Source organism: Rhodococcus spelaei (genome assembly GCF_006704125.1).
GTDB lineage: Bacteria > Actinomycetota > Actinomycetes > Mycobacteriales > Mycobacteriaceae > Rhodococcus_G > Rhodococcus_G spelaei.
The window spans coordinates 197,699-214,520 of the sequence record NZ_VIGH01000005.1 but is presented as its reverse complement, the minus strand read 5'-3'; the positions used below and the strand labels follow the sequence as shown (position 1 = coordinate 214,520).

Below are 16,822 nucleotides of genomic sequence, written 5' to 3'. Positions count from 1 at the left end.
GGACTACACGCCCGCGGCGGCCAGCACCTCGCCGATCGGGACCCGTCCGGCGATCTTGGCGCGCATCTTCATCACCGCACCGGCGAGACCGCCCCCGACCACCGCGACGAGGTGGCCGTCGCGCTCGTAGTAGGCGACGAACTTGCGGCCGTCGTCGCGGACGATGTGCACGGTGTCGTGTGCGGACGGCTCGCCCAGCGCCTGGATCTTCACGTCGTACTGGTCGCTCCAGAAGTACGGGACCTGGGCGGGTACCACGGGCCGGTCGCCGCCGACGAGCGCGTGGGCCAGGGTCTGGGCCTGCTCACCGGCGTTGCTCCAGTGCTCGACGCGCCGCTGACGACCCTCGGGGTGACGCCACGCGGCGACGTCGCCCGCCGCCCACACGTGCGGGTCGCTGGTCCGACCTGCCTCGTCGGCGAGCACCCCGCCGCCGTCGGCCGGTGCGGCCAGTTCGATGCCGGAGTCCGCGAGCCAGCCCGTGACCGGATTCGAACCGATGCCGACGACCACCAGGTCCGCGCGAACCTCGCTGCCGTCACCGAGCACCGCGCCGGTGACGCGCTGCTCGCCGACCAGCGCGGACAGTCCGGTGCCGGTGCGCAGGTCGACGCCCTCGTCCTTGTGCAGTCGCGCGACCAGCGCGCCGACCTGCTCACCGAGCACCGATGCCAGCGGGGTCGGCTGCGGCTCGACCAGGATCACCTCGAGGCCCGACTTGCGCATGGAGGCGGCCAGCTCGCAGCCGATGAAGCCGGCGCCGACGACGAGGGCGGTCCGGCCCTCTGTCAGCTCCGCGCGCAGTCCCCGCGAGTCCTCGAGGGTGCGCAGCACGTGCACGCCGTCGAGCTCGGCCAGTCCCGGGATGCGGCGCGGGGTCAGCCCAGTCGCGATCACCAGGTCGTCGTAGCTCAGGGTGGAGCCGTCGGCGAGGGCAACCTCGCGGGCGGCGGTGTCGAGCCCGACCGCCCGCGTGCCGAGGCGCAGGTCGATCTGCTGTTCGGCGAAGAACTCGGCGGGTTTGAGGGTGACGTCGTCGACCTCGCCGCGCACGACCTCCTTCGACAGCGGGGGCCGGTCGTACGGCGGGTGCGACTCCTCCCCGAGCAGCACCAACTCGCCCGGGTATCCAGCCCGCCTCAGCTCCTCTGCGGTCCGTAGACCAGCCAATCCGGCCCCGACGACCACGATCCGACCGACACTCATCTGCTCAACCCCTCTTGCCCGATACGTCCGCGACCGCGAACCGTCGCGCACAAGTCATACCAAACTGACACGTGTTCTAGAAAGGCCTCCGTCGCGTCAAGACGCGTCGAAGTTCGAGATCAGCCAGTCGTCGCCCACCTTCTGGAGCTCCACCCGTGCCCCCACCGTGGCCGACGCACGCTGCGGCTGCGCGGCAGAAGTGGTCTCCTGCGTCAGGAACACCAGCACCACCGCACTGTCCGCGTCGACCGAGGTCAGGCCGGTGCCGGTGACTGTCGAGTGGGCGGCGATCTTCTTGTCGCGGGCGGCCGGCACGATCACCGTGTCGGTGAGCCGGCCGTAGTAGTCCCGGAAGCTGCCGGTCAGCCGCTGCTGCGCGGCGTACATGTCGGCGGCGACCGTTTCCGGGGTGTAGGTCAGCAACGCCGCCGCACCATCCCCCGCGACCTGCCGGACCTCCGCGCGCACGGTGTCGTCGACCCGCGCGTCCGCCCGGTACCGGGTCAGGTACAGCCCACCGGCAAGCACCGCCAGCGCCACCGAAACGACCGCCAGCGCCGCCGTGAGCTTCGTCCGACCGTTCACGCCACGAACTCCATCTTCGAGACCTTGTATCCGCCGTCGACCTCGTCGACGGTCACCCGCAGGCGAGAGATCCGCGGCTGGGCCTCGGGCCCCGTCCGGTTGGTCACCTTGGACGTCACCTGCACGAGGACGGTCGCGGTCCCGTCACCCTCCGACTCGATGCCGGCGTCGACCCGCTCCGCCACGGCACTGACCTGTGCCTGCTTGACGACCGAGATGTACGAGTCGGCACTCTGCTCGAAGTCGTCGTGGAACTGGCCCGTGGCGCCGTCCAGCACCCGTTGCACGTCCTGCTCGGGGTGCTGGTGCGAAATGGTCGTCATGTTGGTGGCGCCGTCCCGCGCCGCCCGCAGGAAACTCTCCCGCTCGGACTGTGCGGCGGTCACCGAGTGGTGCTGCCACAGCAGGGCGCCACAGACCGCGGCCAGCAGCAGCACCACCGCGCCGAGCGCCGCGGGCAGCAGGATTCCCGACCGCCCACGACCACCGTCGGCCGGCGCGGCAGCGGATTCGACCTCCGTGCGCGCGTCGGTGGCCTGTGCGTCCCCCATGTCGGAAATCCTTCTCTGTGGTGTGCGAGTGCGCTCCACCGTAGGTGATTCGACTCACAGGCGTCGCGGGGCGTCCGCACTCACTAATGTTGACGGTGTGACCACCGAACCGCACCGGACCGAAGTCCCAGCGCAGCCGACGTCTCCGGCACAGCCCGAGCGATACAGCCCCGTGCAGTTCGGAGCTGCGTCCTCCACCGAGTTGGTGAGCTCGCAGGGCCGCACGATCATCGCGGACGCGGTGGTCGCGAAGATCGCCGGCATCGCGACCCGCGAGATCAGCGGTGTGTTCGACGTCGGTGGCGGCACGGCCCGTGTGGTCGGCGCGCTGCGCGACCGGATTCCCGGCGCCCGCGTCAACCACGGCCAGGGGGTGGCCGTCGAGGTCGGTGCCAAACAGGCTGCCATCGACATCGGCATCGTCGCCGAGTACGGCGTCGCGCTGCACGAACTGGCCGCCGGTATCCGCCGGAACGTGATCGCCGCCGTGGAACGGATGACCGGACTCGAGGTCACCGAGGTCAACATCACCGTCTACGACGTCGTGCTGTTCGACGAGGCCGCCCCCACCGGTGATCCCGACGCGAGGCCACGAGTCCAGTGACCGGCACACAAGACCCGCCCGTCGAGCCCGCGGAACGGATCGCCGCGCTGGCGCTGGCGGTGCCCGGCGTCGCGGACCTACATGGCGGGATGTTCGGGGAGGTCGCCACCTACCTGCCGGGCCGTCGGCTGCTGGGCGTCGCGCTCACCGAACAGGCCTGCGCTGTGCACATCGCGGTCACCTACCCCGGCAATGTCGTGGAGGTTGCGGAGGCGGTCCGCCGGGCGGTCACCCCCGTGGTCACGGTCCCCGTGAACGTGACCGTCGAGGACGTTCAGCTGGAGAGGACTGCGCCATGAACAACACAGTGATCGGCCTGATCACCGGCCTGCTGCTGGCGCTGGCAGGCATTGTCGGCGGCTTCGGTGGCTTCGTGTTCGCAGTGCTGCTCGGTGCGCTCGGCATGGCCATCGGCGCGCACCGTGACGGGCACGTCGACCTCGGCGCCCTGCTACGGGGCCGGGGCCGTGGCTGACCAGCCCGCCGCCGCCGGCGTGAGCGCCGCGGTTCCTGCAGTCACCACCCCGGTTCCCGCCGCGAGCGACGAGCAGATCGCTCTCGACCACGAGCGTGGCGCCCGGGGCCACCTGGTCGTCAAGGACAGGGCAGTCGCCCGGATCGCGGTCGCCGCGGCGCTGGGCGTGCCGGGGGTGGTCCGGCAGAGCGGCGGACTTTTCAAGCTGCCGGGACGGGACCTGCCGAGGGCCGAGGTGTCGATGGGCCCGGAGTCGGTGGCCGTCGCGCTGTACATCGCGGTCTCCTGGCCCTGCCCGATCGCGGTGCTCTCGCGCGAGGTGCAGCGGGAGGTGGGCGAGCGCATCGAAACCCTCACCGGCCTCCCGATGGACACCCTGCACGTGGTGGTTGCCGCGGCGGTCCCCGGTGACGCCGGCACCCCGGCCGACGTCGACACCCGGCAGTTGGTGGCCGAGGTTCCCGCCGACTGCCGCCCCACACCCCCACGCGCCCCCCTCGCCCGGCCCGCCGCGGCGCTGGTCACGGTGTTCGTCGCGGCCGGACTGCTGATTGTCGCCGGGCTCACCGGGCGGGAGTTCCTGATCGCCAAGGACGTCATCGCGCCGGCGGCCTGGCTGCGGAACTCGGTGTCCTGGGTGGCGGGGTTGCACTGGCAGTCCTGGATGCTGCCCACGGCCACCCTCGCTACGCTGACCGGCCTCGCCCTGGTCTACCTGGCTGTCACTCCCCGCACCCGCACGCACCTTCCGGTCGGGAAGCCGAAGGCCTCGGTGGTGTGGGTGCGGCCCACCGATGTCGCCCGGATGTGCAGCGCGCGAGCTCGGACGGTCGCGGGCATCAGGTCCGTTCAGACGACCGTGGACCGCCGACGCGCGACCGTGCACGTCGCGCCGACCGGTGAGGTGCACGCGCACGATCTGGAGGCCACCGTGCGCGACGCGGTCCAACCCGGGCTCGCCATGCTGGCCACCCCGCGGGAACTGCGGGTCCGAATCGGGCGGGTCAAGTCGTGAAGCGGCGGACCGCGGTGGTCGATCGGCTTGTCGTACTCGCGGCGGGCGGCGTGCTGCTGGCCGGCGGCGCGCTGGCGGTGAGCTGGCGACTGGGCCTGGACGCCTCCCGCGAACTCGTCAGCAGGCTCGACCGCGCCCGGGTCGCGTCGATCCCGGACCAGTCCTGGTGGCCTGCCGCACTCGGTGCGACCTGCGTCCTCACCCTGGTCGCCGGCATCACCCTGCTGCTGCTGAACCTGCGTCGCGGGCGCACCTCGACCGCGCAGATCGGCGGTGATCTCTGCGGTGCCGATCTCTCCGTCGACCTGGGACCGATGGCGGTCGGTCTGGCGGGTGAGCTGTCCGCGCTCGACGGGATTCGAACGGTCCGCGCGACCGCCGTCGACGACCGCGGCCTCGCCACCCTGCGGGTCACGGTGATCGGCGACCCGTCGCTCGACCTCGAGGACTTCACCCGCAGCGCGGAGGCGATGGCACAGTCCATGGCGGCGGCGCTGCCCGGCGCGGCGGTCGCGACGCAGGTGCTGTTGCACCTCGATCCCGTCGAACAACCCGGCTGAGCTTCCTCGGTACTGACGAAACGCCGAACGGCGCCCACTCCCGAGGGAGTGAGCGCCGTTCGGCTTTGGTACAGCTAGATCAACGGTGAAGCGAAATCACTTGATGATCTTGGTGACGCGACCGGCGCCGACGGTGCGGCCACCCTCACGGATCGCGAACCGCAGGCCCTCGTCCATGGCGACCGGCTGGATCAGCTTGACGGACATCTCGGTGTTGTCACCGGGCATGACCATCTCGGTGCCCTCGGGCAGGGTCACGACGCCCGTAACGTCCGTGGTACGGAAGTAGAACTGCGGGCGGTAGTTGTTGAAGAACGGCGTGTGGCGGCCGCCCTCGTCCTTGGACAGGATGTAGGCGTTGCCCTCGAACTCGGTGTGCGGGGTGGTGGTGCCGGGCTTGACCACAACCTGGCCACGCTCGACGTCCTCGCGCTTGATGCCACGAACCAGCAGACCGACGTTGTCGCCCGCCTGGCCGGAGTCGAGCAGCTTGCGGAACATCTCGATGCCGGTGACGGTGGTCTTGGTGACCGTCTCCTTGATGCCGACGATCTCGACCTCTTCGTTGACGTTGACCACGCCACGCTCGATACGGCCGGTGACCACGGTGCCACGACCGGTGATCGTGAAGACGTCCTCGACGGGCATGAGGAACGGCTTGTCGGTCTCACGGACCGGGTCCGGGATCGAGTCGTCGACGGCCTGCATGAGCTCGAGAACGCTCTCGCCCCACTTGGCGTCGCCCTCGAGCGCCTTGAGCGCCGAGACCTTCACGACCGGAGCGTTGTCGCCGTCGAACTCCTGCGACGACAGCAGCTCGCGGACCTCCATCTCGACGAGCTCGAGGATTTCCTCGTCGTCGACCATGTCGGACTTGTTCAGCGCGACCAGGATGTAGGGCACGCCGACCTGGCGGGCGAGCAGCACGTGCTCACGCGTCTGCGGCATCGGGCCGTCGGTGGCCGCCACGACCAGGATCGCGCCGTCCATCTGCGCAGCACCGGTGATCATGTTCTTGATGTAGTCGGCGTGACCCGGGGCGTCGACGTGCGCGTAGTGGCGCTTCTCCGTCTGGTACTCGACGTGGGAGATGTTGATCGTGATACCACGAGCCTTCTCCTCCGGCGCCTTGTCGATCTGATCGAAGGCCGAGGCCTCGTTCAGGTCCGGGAACTTGTCGTGCAGGACCTTGGTGATGGCCGCGGTCAGCGTCGTCTTGCCGTGGTCAACGTGACCGATGGTCCCGATGTTCACGTGCGGCTTCGTCCGCTCGAACTTCGCCTTCGCCACTTGATGGCCTCCTGTTGTGTTGCTTGCGGTATGCAGCAGTGCGGTTGGTTGTTACTTCTGTCGTGCTCAGCTGGTGAAAACTCGCCAGCGGTCTTGCTCCCAGCCGGTGTTACTCGCCGGTCGCCTTGGCGATGATTTCCTTCGAGACGTTCGCGGGAACCTCTGCGTAAGAATCAAACACCATGGAGAAGTTCGCTCGACCCTGGGTCTTCGACCGCAGGTCACCGATGTAGCCGAACATCTCCGAGAGCGGAACCAGCGCCTTCACGACACGGGCACCACTGCGTTCCTCCATGGCCTGGATCTGGCCACGGCGGGAGTTGAGGTCGCCGATCACGTCGCCCATGTACTCCTCGGGCGTGGTCACCTCGACCGCCATGAGCGGCTCGAGGATGACCGGACCGGCCTTGCGGGCGGCTTCCTTCAGGGCCTGCGAACCGGCAACCTTGAAGGCCATTTCCGACGAGTCGACGTCGTGGTACGCGCCGTCGAGCAGCGTCAGCTTGAGGTTCACCAGCGGGTAGCCGGCGAGGACGCCGTACTGCATGGCATCCTGCGCGCCGTGGTCGACGGAGGGGATGTACTCGCGCGGGACGCGGCCACCGGACACCTTGTTCTCGAAGGTGTACGACTCGCCTTCCTCGCCGATGTACGGCTCCAGCGCGATGATCACCTTCGCGAACTGACCCGAACCACCGGTCTGCTTCTTGTGGGTGAACTCGTGCTTCTCGACCGTCTTGGTGATGGTCTCGCGGTACGCAACCTGCGGCTTGCCGACGTTGGCCTCGACCTTGAACTCGCGACGCATGCGGTCGACGAGGATGTCGAGGTGGAGCTCGCCCATGCCGCCGATGACGGTCTGGCCGGTCTCCTCGTCGAGCTCGACGGAGAAGGTCGGGTCCTCTTCGGCCAGCTTCTGGATCGCGGTGCCCAGCTTCTCCTGGTCGGACTTGGTCTTGGGCTCGATCGAGACCTGGATGACCGGGTCCGGGAAGCTCATGGACTCGAGCACGATCGGGTCGGCCTGGTCGCAGAGGGTGTCACCGGTGGTGGTGTCCTTGAGGCCGATCATCGCGTAGATGTGGCCGGCCACGGCCTCGTCGACCGGGTTCTCCTTGTTGGCGTGCATCTGGAAGAGCTTTCCGATGCGCTCCTTCTTGCCCTTGGTCGCGTTGAGCACCTGCTGACCGGGATCGAGGCGGCCGGAGTACACGCGGACGAAGGTCAGCTTGCCGAAGAACGGGTGCGCAGCAATCTTGAAGGCCAGCGCCGAGAACGGCTCGTCCTTGCTCGGCTTACGCGTGATGATCTCGTCCTCCTTGTTGAGGACGTGACCCTCCACCTCGCCGATGTCCAGCGGGGTCGGCAGGTAGTCGATGACCGCGTCGAGCATGGGCTGCACGCCCTTGTTCTTGAACGCGGAGCCACAGAGCACCGGGTACAGCTCGGAGTTGACCGTCAGCTTGCGGATGGCGCCCTTGATCTCCTCGACCGTGAGCTCCTCACCGCCGAAGTACTTCTCCATCAGCGCGTCGTCGGTCTCGGCGACCGTCTCGAGCAGCTTGGTGCGGTACTCGTTGGCCTTCTCGACGAGATCCGCGGGGATCTCCTCGATGGTCGGCTCGGCGCCGGTCGGCACCACGCCGCGCCAGGTGATGGCACGCATCTCGACGAGGTCGACGACGCCGTCGAAGTCGTCCTCGGCGCCGATCGGCAGCTGCAGGACGAGCGGCTTCGCGCCGAGGCGGTCGATGATGGTCTGCACGGTGAAGTAGAAGTCCGCGCCCATCTTGTCCATCTTGTTGACGAAACAGATGCGCGGCACGTCGTACTTGGCGGCCTGACGCCAGACCTGCTCGGACTGGGGCTCGACGCCCTCCTTGCCGTCGAACACGGCAACGGCGCCGTCGAGCACGCGCAGCGACCGCTCGACCTCGACCGTGAAGTCGACGTGGCCGGGGGTGTCGATGATGTTGATCTGGTTGTTGTTCCAGAAGCAGGTCACGGCGGCAGACGTGATCGTGATGCCGCGTTCCTTCTCCTGCTCCATCCAGTCCGTCGTCGACGCACCGTCGTGCGTCTCACCGATCTTGTAGTTGACACCGGTGTAGAACAGGATGCGCTCGGTGGTGGTGGTCTTGCCGGCATCGATGTGCGCCATGATGCCGATGTTGCGGACCTTGTTCAGGTCGGTCAGCACTTCCTGTGCCACAGGACTGTCCCCGCTCGTATCTCGTGTCGGTCCTCGCGGACCACGTCTTTTTGTATTGTCAGCCGGCCCGGGAGGAACCGACACATCAGTGACAACGCGCGGGCGGCACGCGAGGTGCCGCCCGGCGTCAGATCACCAGCGGTAGTGCGCGAACGCCTTGTTGGCCTCGGCCATCTTGTGGGTGTCCTCGCGACGCTTCACGGCTGCACCGAGGCCATTGCTGGCGTCCATGAGCTCGTTGGCGAGGCGCTCGACCATGGTCTTCTCACGACGTGCACGCGAGAAGGTCACCAGCCAACGCAGGGCGAGGGTGGTGGAACGGCCGGGGCGAACCTCGACCGGCACCTGGTAGGTGGCGCCACCGACGCGGCGGCTGCGCACCTCGAGGGCGGGCTTGACGTTGTCCAGCGCGCGCTTGAGGGTGACGACCGGGTCGGTGCCGGTCTTCTCGCGCGCCTGCTCGAGGGCTTCGTAGACGATGCGCTCGGCGGTGGACTTCTTGCCGTCCAGCAGGATCTTGTTGACGAGCTGCGTGACCAGCGGCGACCCGTAGACGGGGTCGGCGATCAGCGGACGCTTGGGAGCGGGGCCCTTACGAGGCATTAGCTCTTCTCCTTCTTGGCACCGTAACGGCTGCGGGCCTGCTTGCGGCCCTTGACACCCTGGGTGTCCAGCGAGCCACGGATGATCTTGTAGCGAACACCGGGGAGGTCCTTCACACGACCGCCGCGGACGAGCACCATCGAGTGCTCCTGCAGGTTGTGACCCTCGCCGGGGATGTAGGCCGTGACCTCGACCGAGCTGGTCAGGCGAACACGCGCGACCTTACGGAGCGCGGAGTTCGGCTTCTTGGGGGTGGTGGTGTACACGCGGGTGCACACACCGCGGCGCTGGGGGCTGCCCTTCAGGGCCGCGGTCTTGAGCTTCGCGACCTTGTCGCGGCGACCCTTGCGGACCAGCTGGTTGATGGTTGGCATAGACCGGCTTTCCTCGTGTTGTTACAAAACGTCTTTTAGTCGAGCTCTGCGTCCCGCCTCTAAGTACCCGAGGTCGGGCGTGTCGAGCACCCGAAGTCCACCCTTTTCAGGGCACGCCGACTCGCGTCAGCCGCTTTCGCTGGCCTACCGGATACTCAAACTTGCCCGCATGCTCCGGGCACAGCGATCCACATTACCCGTCGGCGCGGCCTGAGGTCAAAGTGGACTGACGGTGGTAGTGAGCCGACGCCGCCGCGAGGCCCGATCTCCGCGACCGCGACTGTGCATTACCGAGCCCACCGCGAACGCACCGGGACCGACCGCAGCGATGAGCAGGAACGCCCAACTGTAGAGCGCGGCCGGCTCCCCGCCGTTGAGAATCGGCAGCGCGCCGTGGGGCTGATGAACCGTGAAGTAGGCGTACGCCATTGCGCCGGAACAGATCAGGGCCGCGCCCCGGGTTCCCAGCCCGATCATCACGAGGAAGCCGCCGACCAGTTCGATCAGCCCGGCCCACCAGTACGGCCAGCTCGCGAAGGCCGCCAGGTGCCCACTCCACGGCATCGCCGGGAAGCCGAACAGGTCGGTGGTGCCGTGCACGAAGAACAGGAACCCGACGACGATCCGGAACAGGCCGAGCGCGGTCGCCTCGAGCGTGCTCGCCCCTCGCACGTCCAGGCCTGGAGCGCTCGAACGAGTCCGGTCCATGGTGACACCTCACAGAATGTGGTCGGAGCTGGCAATCGGCGCGGCGCGCTCGGCGCGACACATCTATGTCACGAGGCGCGCACCCGGCGCGTTCACGTCGTGCCGCCGACCGATCGCTATTGGAAATCGTTTTCGTTACCTTCGCCACATTCCATTGCCCCCGCGGTCGCCCGCCCACTACGAATGATCGCGGTGCAGTTGATGCGCCCCGACCGAGAATCACCCGCAACACGCAAGGAGCACATCATGGGTTCTGCAGAATTCGCCACCGCCCTCGACGCCGTCAGCACGTTCGCCACCGCGATCGGCGACCTCACCGGCGGAGCGAGCACCCTCATCGGTTCCGTCGACGGCCTGGTCAACCCCAAGGCCTGATCGCCTTCTCCCGACACCCGACAGGGCCCGCACTCGGTTCGAGTGCGGGCCCTGTCGCGTTGCTCTAGGGGGAATCCTCGGCGCGGGACCACAACCCGTTCAGGCTGACGTGTCCGCCTGTGATGCTTCCAATTCGCTCAAGGCCGCCAGCTCCGTGAAACCGGCGCGCAGCAGGCGCGCGTATCGCTCCAGTTCCGGCATCATCACGGCGTCTGCGGTGAACGTGATCGTGAGTCGATCCGCCAACGACGCGACGAAGTGACTCAAGCCCGCGCCGTCGGTGATCGGGAGAATGCCGAACGAGTCGACCACGGGCGAGCCCAACAACTGCAGGTCGGCGATACCGCGGCCGACGTTCGAGATCAACGTGTTCCCGCCGAGGACCGGTTGTCCTGCGCGCCTCGCTCGCGCATCGGCCTTCAATGCCATCCGCATGTAGGGCGCGGGAATCTCGTCCAGGGTGTGAGCGTTGGGCGCCCCCAGGCGTTTCGTCAGGCCGTCCTTCGCCTCTTGAGCAGAATCCCGGATCGCACGCAGTCGCTCCAACGGGTCGGCTACGTCGGTGTGCAGATTCACCGAGAGCACATCGAACCGGTTTCCTGCCGTCGATTCCTTGAAGGCTCGTGTCGAGTAGGGCATCCTCGCCCCGAGCGAGCCGTCAGGCCACTCCCCGACCTCGGCAAGGTATGCCGACATCGCATCGGCGATGACAGACAGCACGACGTCGTTGACTGTGGCGCCCAGGCACTGGGACCGCACCGCCATGACTGCAGGCAGGTCGAACACCACCCGGCCGAACCGCAGCGTCGACGTCAGCGGCCGGTTGAATCGTGTCTGCGGCCATTGCCTCGCTGCGGCCGGGATTTCGGCTGCCGCACCTCGACCGTCCTTGCGAAGGCGGGCGAGCCCGGAGACCAGCCGGGCAACACTCCGCGGGGCACGTCGCACCGCCACGCCGAGCATCGACAGCCGGGAGCGGTCGCGCTCCGTACCCACGTCTGCGGTCGCGGGCTCCGACTCGCTTGCAAACAGTTGCCGCCCGAGCCGTACCGTCTCGGTCGCGTCGCCGACGCAGTGGTGGAACTTCAGCACCGCCACCGCGGCGTCTGCTGGCAGGTCGGCGATCCCCGAGACGTCCGTGATCACGTGCAACTCCCACGGCGGGCGCGTCAGGTCGACCGGCCCGTCGACGATGCCGCCGATCTGGTGCATCAGCGAGTCCCACCCCGGACCCGCCGAGGCTGTCAGCGTCACGTGGTTGCGCAGGTCGAACGTCGCGTCGAGCGACCAGTAGGGATAGTCGAGGTCACCGGGCACCCGGACCAGCCGCTGACGGAAGATCGGCGCACAGCGCTCGATCCGGTCCGACACCCAGGTCAGCAAGTCGTCGTACGCCAGCTCGACCCCGGCCGCAGCTGCGTCGAAGACGTAGACGTCCATGATCTTGGTTTGAGCGCCGTGCTCCTCGGCGTAGACATGCACCGCGTCATCGGCTGTGAGCTGTGTCGACAATGTCCCGGCCTCCTGTGCGACCCCCTGTCGCACAGTATCGGACATGCGACGCTCAGACGGAGATTCACAGACCGTCCAGTATGTCGACGTTCAGCCGACCGCCGGCTGCCCCAGCGCCGCGTCGAGGGTCGCCGACCACTGCCGAATGATGTGGGAGCGGCGCAGCGAGTCGTCCGTCAGCACGTCCGCGAGCCCGAGTCCGCGGGCCAGGTCCAGGGTCGCCTGCACCAACCGGTGCGCGACCGGATCGGCGTCGTCTGCTCCGAGCAACTCGACTGTCACGCGGTGCGCGACGCGGCCGAACTTCGCCTCCAACGGGACCACCCGCTGCCGCAACGCGTCGTCGGCCGCGGCAGCGGTCCACACCTGCAACGCCGCCCGGAACAGCGGACCCGTGAAATATTCGACCATCCGGGACACCACCGCTTCGGTCCGGCCGGGCCCGATCGGCAGGCCGACGGCCTCCTCCCGGATTTCCGCCATCCGGCCGTCGAACATGAAGTCCAGCGCCGCGGTGATCAGGTCCTCACGGGTGGGGAAATGGTGCTGAGCGGCGCCGCGGGAGACCCCCGCCTGCTCGGCGACCACCGACACTGTCGTCGCACCCCAACCCTGCGCGGCGAGGCAGTCGATGGTCGCCTCGAGCAGTCGCAGCCGGGTGGCCCGGCTACGGTCCTGCTTCGGTTCGCGTTCCATCGCAATCTCCTCGTGCGCTTCTCACTCTGCCCAGCGCGGCGGCCGCTTCTGGAAGAACGCCATCATGCCCTCCCGTGCCTCGTCGGAGCCAAACAGCCGTGCCGACTGTGCGGCCAACTCGTCGGCGTCCCGATCGAAGTCGGCGAGCACCCGCATGGTGGTGAGCTTCTTCGACTCCGCCAGTCCCTGCGGTGAACCCTGCCGTAGCGCCGCGAGCAGGTCGTCGACGCTCGCCCCGGTGTCGGCCGAGGCCACGGTGATCAGACCGATGGCTTCGGCCTGCTCGGGGCCGAACTTCTCCCCCGTCAGGAAATAGCGCCCGGCCGCACGGGAGGTCAGGCGCGGCAACACCGTCAGCGAGATGATCGACGCGGCCAGGCCGAGTCGCGCCTCGGTCAGCGCGAAGGTGCTCGACGGTCCCGCGACCGCAAGGTCACACGCGCCCACGAGTCCCATACCGCCGGCGCGCACATGTCCGTCGATCCGCGCCACGATCGGCTTCGGCAGCTCCAGGAAAACCCGCAACAACTCGGTCATCTGTCTCGTGCGCTGCGCAGCGATTTCGGCCGGATCGGCATCCGCGCTCGACGCAGCCTCCGACAAATCCGCTCCGGCACAGAACGTTCCGCCCGTGTGGGTGAGCACGACCGCGCGGACGTTCTCGTCTCGTGCCGCGTCCTCCAGCGCCTGCCGGAGCTCGCCGACCAACCGCGAGGAGATCGCGTTGCGGTTGTGCGGCGAGTCCAGCGTGACGGTCGCGAACCCGCCGGACACCTCGTAGCGGACGTACCGCTCGCTCACCTCGGCCATGACTAGTACGACCGGGGCAGTGCCAGCGAATGCTGGGAGACGAAGTTGAGGATCATCTCCCGGCTGACCGGCGCCACCCGCGCGATCCGCGCCGCGCCCAGCATCGCGGCCAAGCCGTACTCCTTGGTCAGACCGCCGCCGCCGTGTGTCTGGATGGCCTGGTCGAGCGCCTTGATGCTGGCCTCGGCAGCCGCGTACTTGGCCATGTTCGCGGCCTCCGCAGCGCCGAAGTCGTCGCCGCTGTCGTATAGCGACGCGGCCTTCTGCATCATCAGCTTGGCGAGCTCCAGCTCGATCTTGCACTGCGCCAACGGATGTGCGACGCCCTGGTGCGCCCCGATCGGCGTCTTCCAGACGGTGCGCTCCTGCGCGTACCTCACGGCGGCGTTCAGCGCGTACCGACCCATGCCGATCGCCATCGCGGCGCCGAGGATGCGCTCGGGGTTCAGCCCGGCGAACAACTGCATCAGCGCCGCGTCCTCCGAACCGACCAGCGCATCGGCGGGCAGTCGCACGTCGTCGAGGAACAGCGTGAACTGGTGGTCCGGCTCGACGATGTCCATCTCCATCGGCGTCTTGACGAAGTTCTCGGCGTCGGTGGGGACGATGAACAGCGCCGGCTTGAGCTTCCCGGTCTTGTGGTCCTCGGTACGGGCGACGATCAGCACCGCGTCGGCCTGGTCCACGCCCGAGATGAAGATCTTGTTCCCGTTCAGGATCCAGTCCTCACCGTCGCGACGTGCGGTGGTCGAGATCTGGTGCGAGTTGGATCCGGCGTCCGCCTCGGTGATGCCGAAGGCCATGATCTTGGTGCCGTCGGCCAGGCCCGGCAGCCACTGCTGTTTCTGCGCGTCGGTGCCGTACTTTCCGATGATCGTCCCGCAGATCGCCGGCGACACGACGACCAGCAGCAGCCCTGCACCGTGCGCGGCCATCTCCTCCTGCACCAGGGCCAACTCGTAGATGCCTGCCCCACCGCCGCCGTACTCCTCGGGCAGGTTCACCCCGAGGAAGCCGAGCTTGCCCGCCTCGTTCCACAATTCCGTCAGTGGTTCGCCCTTACGCGCCCGCGGCAGCACGTAGTCAACGTAGTTGTAGCGTTCGCCGAGCTTGGAGACCGCGGCGCGGAGCTCTTTCTGCTCGTCGGTCTCGATGAAACTCATGCGCTCTCCTCGGTAGTTTCTCCGACGGTGGGTTCTTCGACGATGGCGAGGATCGCCCCGACATCGACCTGCTGGCCGACCACGACATCCAGTTCGGTCAGCACGCCGTCCGTGGGAGCCGCGATGGTGTGCTCCATCTTCATGGCCTCGAGCCACAGGATGGGCCGGCCCGCGCTCACCGTCTCGCCGACGGCCGCACCGAGCCGGATCACGGTGCCGGGCATGGGCGCGAGCAGCGATCCGGCCGCCACCACGGACGCCGGGTCGACGAAAGTCGGCACCGCGGTGAGCGTCACCGCGCCGAGCGGCGAGTCGACGCAGACCAAGTCGCCGTAGCGGGCCACCTCGAATCGGCGGCTCAGACCGTCCACGGTCAGCACGACCGCCTCAGGAGTGGCCGACTCGAGCTCCGCGCCGGACACGAAGTCGGTGACCAGAACGCCGTTGCGGGTCAGCCGGTAGTCCACTTCGTAGGTGGCAGAAGCACTCTCGTACACCTTGCGCAGCGGCTGCGACGACACGTTGCGCCAGCCACTGGGCAGCGCGCCGTTGACGGGCGCGGTGCGACGGTTGGCCGCCACCTGCGCCAAGGCCGCGGCCAGGGCCGACACGCGCTCGGCCACCTCCACGGCGACCGGCGCCGACAGGGTGTCGAGCCCGTGCCGGTCGAAGAAGGCGGTGTCGGTCTCCCCCGCCAGGTAGGCCGGGTGCCGCAGCACGTTGACCAGCAGGTCGCGGTTGGTGACCAGTCCGTGAATCTTCGCACGCGACAACGCCGAAGCGAGCTGCGACGCAGCCGCAGACCGGGTCGGGGCCCATGCGATGACCTTCGCGAGCATCGGGTCGTAGAACACCCCCACGACCGATCCGTCGACCACGCCCGAGTCCAGGCGCACGCCACGAGTCGCAGTCGGAACGCCGAATTCGGTGTCCACACCGGCAATGTCGAACCGATGCACCGTGCCGCTCTGCGGCTGCCAACCCTGCGCCGGGTCCTCCGCGTACAGCCGAACCTCGATGGCGTGGCCGCGTTGGGCGGGCGGGTGCTCACCGAGCGCCTGCCCCTCGGCGACCTGCAGCTGCAGCTCCACCAGGTCCAGACCGGTGGTCAGCTCGGTGACCGGGTGCTCGACCTGCAGCCGGGTGTTCATCTCCAGGAAGAAGAAGCCGCCGTCCTCGTCCGCCAGGAATTCGACGGTGCCGGCACCCTGGTATCCGATCGCGGCCGCGGCGTCGACGGCCGCGTGGAACAGCTTCGCGCGCATCGCAGGAATCCGCTCGACCAGCGGCGAGGGCGCCTCCTCGACCACCTTCTGATGCCTGCGCTGGATGGAGCACTCGCGCTCGCCGACCGCCCAGACGGTACCGTGCGCGTCGGCCATCACCTGCACCTCGATGTGCCGGCCGGTCTCGAGGTAACGCTCGCAGAAGACGGTGGGATCACCGAACGCGGACGCGGCCTCGGCGCGCGCACCCTCGAGCTGCCCCGGCAGCTCGGCGAGCGTGCGCACCACCCGCATGCCACGACCGCCGCCGCCTGCGGACGCCTTGATCAGCACCGGCAACTGGTCCTCGGTCACCTGCGCGGGGTCGAGCTCGGCGAGCACCGGAACGCCGGCCGCGTCCATCATCTTCTTGGACTCGACCTTGGAGCCCATCAGCTCGATTGCCTTGACCGGCGGACCGATCCAGGTCAGCCCGGCATCCTGCACGGCCTTCGCGAATTCCGCGTTCTCGGAAAGGAATCCGTAGCCGGGATGCACGGCATCGGCACCTGCCGCCCGCGCCGCGGCGATGATCAGGTCGCCGCGCAGGTAGGTCTGCGCCGGGGTGTTGCCCGGCAACCGGACCGCGGCATCAGCCTCGCGCACGTGCGGCGAGTTCTCGTCCGCATCGGAGAAGACTGCGACGGTGCCGAGTCCCGCGCGGCGGGCGGAGGCGAACACGCGCCGGGCGATCTCGCCGCGGTTCGCGACGAGGACGGTGTTGAACTTCTCGGCTCCGGCTCGCTCCGCTCCTCGCTCCTTCGTCGCTGCGATGCTCACTCGACCCTCGCCTTCGGTGTTGAACTGGTCAGACATGG

General features: G+C 68.3%; 19 protein-coding genes. 6 read left to right on the top strand and 13 right to left on the bottom strand.

Annotation, left to right across the window (positions count from 1 at the left end; translation table 11 throughout):
* Positions 1-3: 3 nt before the first annotated feature.
* The 3 genes from FK531_RS13130 to FK531_RS13120 all read right to left on the bottom strand — a co-directional run bounded on the left by FK531_RS13130 (position 4) and on the right by FK531_RS13120 (position 2,342).
* Complete coding sequence (locus FK531_RS13130) at positions 4-1,206, bottom strand: NAD(P)/FAD-dependent oxidoreductase (protein WP_142099984.1); 1,203 nt, start codon at positions 1,204-1,206, stop codon at positions 4-6.
* A gap of 96 nt (positions 1,207-1,302) precedes the next feature.
* Positions 1,303-1,791, bottom strand: a complete 489-nt coding sequence (locus FK531_RS13125; protein ID WP_142099982.1) for a twin-arginine translocation pathway signal — start codon at positions 1,789-1,791, stop codon at positions 1,303-1,305.
* A complete protein-coding gene (locus FK531_RS13120; protein ID WP_142099980.1) occupies positions 1,788-2,342 on the bottom strand; it encodes an Rv1363c family protein in 555 nt (184 codons plus the stop codon). Before FK531_RS13120 ends, FK531_RS13125 begins: the two co-directional genes overlap by 4 nt.
* A gap of 172 nt (positions 2,343-2,514) precedes the next feature.
* Here FK531_RS13120 and FK531_RS13115 point away from each other — a divergent pair, with 172 nt between their 5' ends.
* From FK531_RS13115 to FK531_RS13095, 5 genes are read left to right on the top strand one after another with little or no spacing between them, the layout of a single operon-like run.
* Entirely contained in the window at positions 2,515-2,946 is a 432-nt protein-coding gene (locus FK531_RS13115; protein WP_142100265.1) for an Asp23/Gls24 family envelope stress response protein, read from the top strand.
* A complete protein-coding gene (locus tag FK531_RS13110) occupies positions 2,943-3,245 on the top strand; it encodes an Asp23/Gls24 family envelope stress response protein (RefSeq protein ID WP_142099978.1) in 303 nt (100 codons plus the stop codon). Before FK531_RS13115 ends, FK531_RS13110 begins: the two co-directional genes overlap by 4 nt.
* Positions 3,242-3,421: a DUF2273 domain-containing protein gene (locus tag FK531_RS13105; protein ID WP_142099976.1), complete on the top strand. Its 180-nt coding sequence runs from the start codon at positions 3,242-3,244 to the stop codon at positions 3,419-3,421. The genes FK531_RS13110 and FK531_RS13105 overlap by 4 nt, the downstream gene beginning before the upstream one ends.
* Positions 3,414-4,436: a DUF6286 domain-containing Asp23/Gls24 family envelope stress response protein gene (locus FK531_RS13100; RefSeq protein ID WP_246098131.1), complete on the top strand. Its 1,023-nt coding sequence runs from the start codon at positions 3,414-3,416 to the stop codon at positions 4,434-4,436. The genes FK531_RS13105 and FK531_RS13100 overlap by 8 nt, the downstream gene beginning before the upstream one ends.
* Positions 4,433-4,996, top strand: coding sequence for a hypothetical protein (locus tag FK531_RS13095; protein WP_142099974.1), 564 nt, complete (start codon positions 4,433-4,435; stop codon positions 4,994-4,996). The genes FK531_RS13100 and FK531_RS13095 overlap by 4 nt, the downstream gene beginning before the upstream one ends.
* A 96-nt stretch (positions 4,997-5,092) precedes the next feature.
* Here the strand turns inward: FK531_RS13095 and tuf are convergent, their stop codons facing one another.
* The 5 genes from tuf to FK531_RS13070 all read right to left on the bottom strand — a co-directional run bounded on the left by tuf (position 5,093) and on the right by FK531_RS13070 (position 10,183).
* Entirely contained in the window at positions 5,093-6,286 is a 1,194-nt protein-coding gene (gene tuf, locus FK531_RS13090; RefSeq protein WP_142099972.1) for an elongation factor Tu, read from the bottom strand.
* Between the two features lie 109 nt (positions 6,287-6,395).
* Positions 6,396-8,498 (bottom strand): elongation factor G, encoded by a 2,103-nt coding sequence (gene fusA, locus FK531_RS13085; protein WP_142099970.1) that lies wholly within the window; start codon positions 8,496-8,498, stop codon positions 6,396-6,398.
* 132 nt (positions 8,499-8,630) lie between these two features.
* Positions 8,631-9,101, bottom strand: coding sequence for a 30S ribosomal protein S7 (rpsG, locus tag FK531_RS13080; RefSeq protein WP_114718789.1), 471 nt, complete (start codon positions 9,099-9,101; stop codon positions 8,631-8,633).
* Positions 9,101-9,475 carry a 30S ribosomal protein S12 gene (gene rpsL / locus FK531_RS13075; protein ID WP_027500620.1) on the bottom strand — a complete coding sequence of 125 codons (375 nt, stop codon included), beginning with the start codon at positions 9,473-9,475 and terminating at the stop codon, positions 9,101-9,103. Before rpsL ends, rpsG begins: the two co-directional genes overlap by 1 nt.
* Before the next feature lie 216 nt (positions 9,476-9,691).
* Positions 9,692-10,183, bottom strand: coding sequence for a DoxX family protein (locus FK531_RS13070; RefSeq protein ID WP_142099968.1), 492 nt, complete (start codon positions 10,181-10,183; stop codon positions 9,692-9,694).
* 246 nt (positions 10,184-10,429) lie between these two features.
* Here FK531_RS13070 and FK531_RS22895 point away from each other — a divergent pair, with 246 nt between their 5' ends.
* Positions 10,430-10,558 carry a hypothetical protein gene (locus tag FK531_RS22895; RefSeq protein WP_290367625.1) on the top strand — a complete coding sequence of 43 codons (129 nt, stop codon included), beginning with the start codon at positions 10,430-10,432 and terminating at the stop codon, positions 10,556-10,558.
* A 99-nt stretch (positions 10,559-10,657) separates the two neighbouring features.
* On the opposite strand, the gene FK531_RS13065 is transcribed toward FK531_RS22895, so the two are convergent.
* The 5 genes from FK531_RS13065 to FK531_RS13045 all read right to left on the bottom strand — a co-directional run bounded on the left by FK531_RS13065 (position 10,658) and on the right by FK531_RS13045 (position 16,784).
* Positions 10,658-12,070, bottom strand: a complete 1,413-nt coding sequence (locus FK531_RS13065; protein WP_181762943.1) for a wax ester/triacylglycerol synthase family O-acyltransferase — start codon at positions 12,068-12,070, stop codon at positions 10,658-10,660.
* Positions 12,071-12,160: 90 nt separating this feature from the next.
* Positions 12,161-12,766 (bottom strand): TetR/AcrR family transcriptional regulator, encoded by a 606-nt coding sequence (locus tag FK531_RS13060; RefSeq protein ID WP_142099964.1) that lies wholly within the window; start codon positions 12,764-12,766, stop codon positions 12,161-12,163.
* Between the two features lie 21 nt (positions 12,767-12,787).
* The gene (locus FK531_RS13055) at positions 12,788-13,576 is read right to left on the bottom strand and encodes an enoyl-CoA hydratase family protein (RefSeq protein WP_142099962.1); all 789 of its coding nucleotides are present in this window, start codon (positions 13,574-13,576) and stop codon (positions 12,788-12,790) included.
* A gap of 2 nt (positions 13,577-13,578) precedes the next feature.
* Positions 13,579-14,739, bottom strand: coding sequence for an acyl-CoA dehydrogenase family protein (locus tag FK531_RS13050; RefSeq protein ID WP_142099960.1), 1,161 nt, complete (start codon positions 14,737-14,739; stop codon positions 13,579-13,581).
* Entirely contained in the window at positions 14,736-16,784 is a 2,049-nt protein-coding gene (locus FK531_RS13045; protein WP_435531051.1) for an acetyl/propionyl/methylcrotonyl-CoA carboxylase subunit alpha, read from the bottom strand. The genes FK531_RS13050 and FK531_RS13045 overlap by 4 nt, the downstream gene beginning before the upstream one ends.
* Positions 16,785-16,822 lie beyond the last annotated feature (38 nt).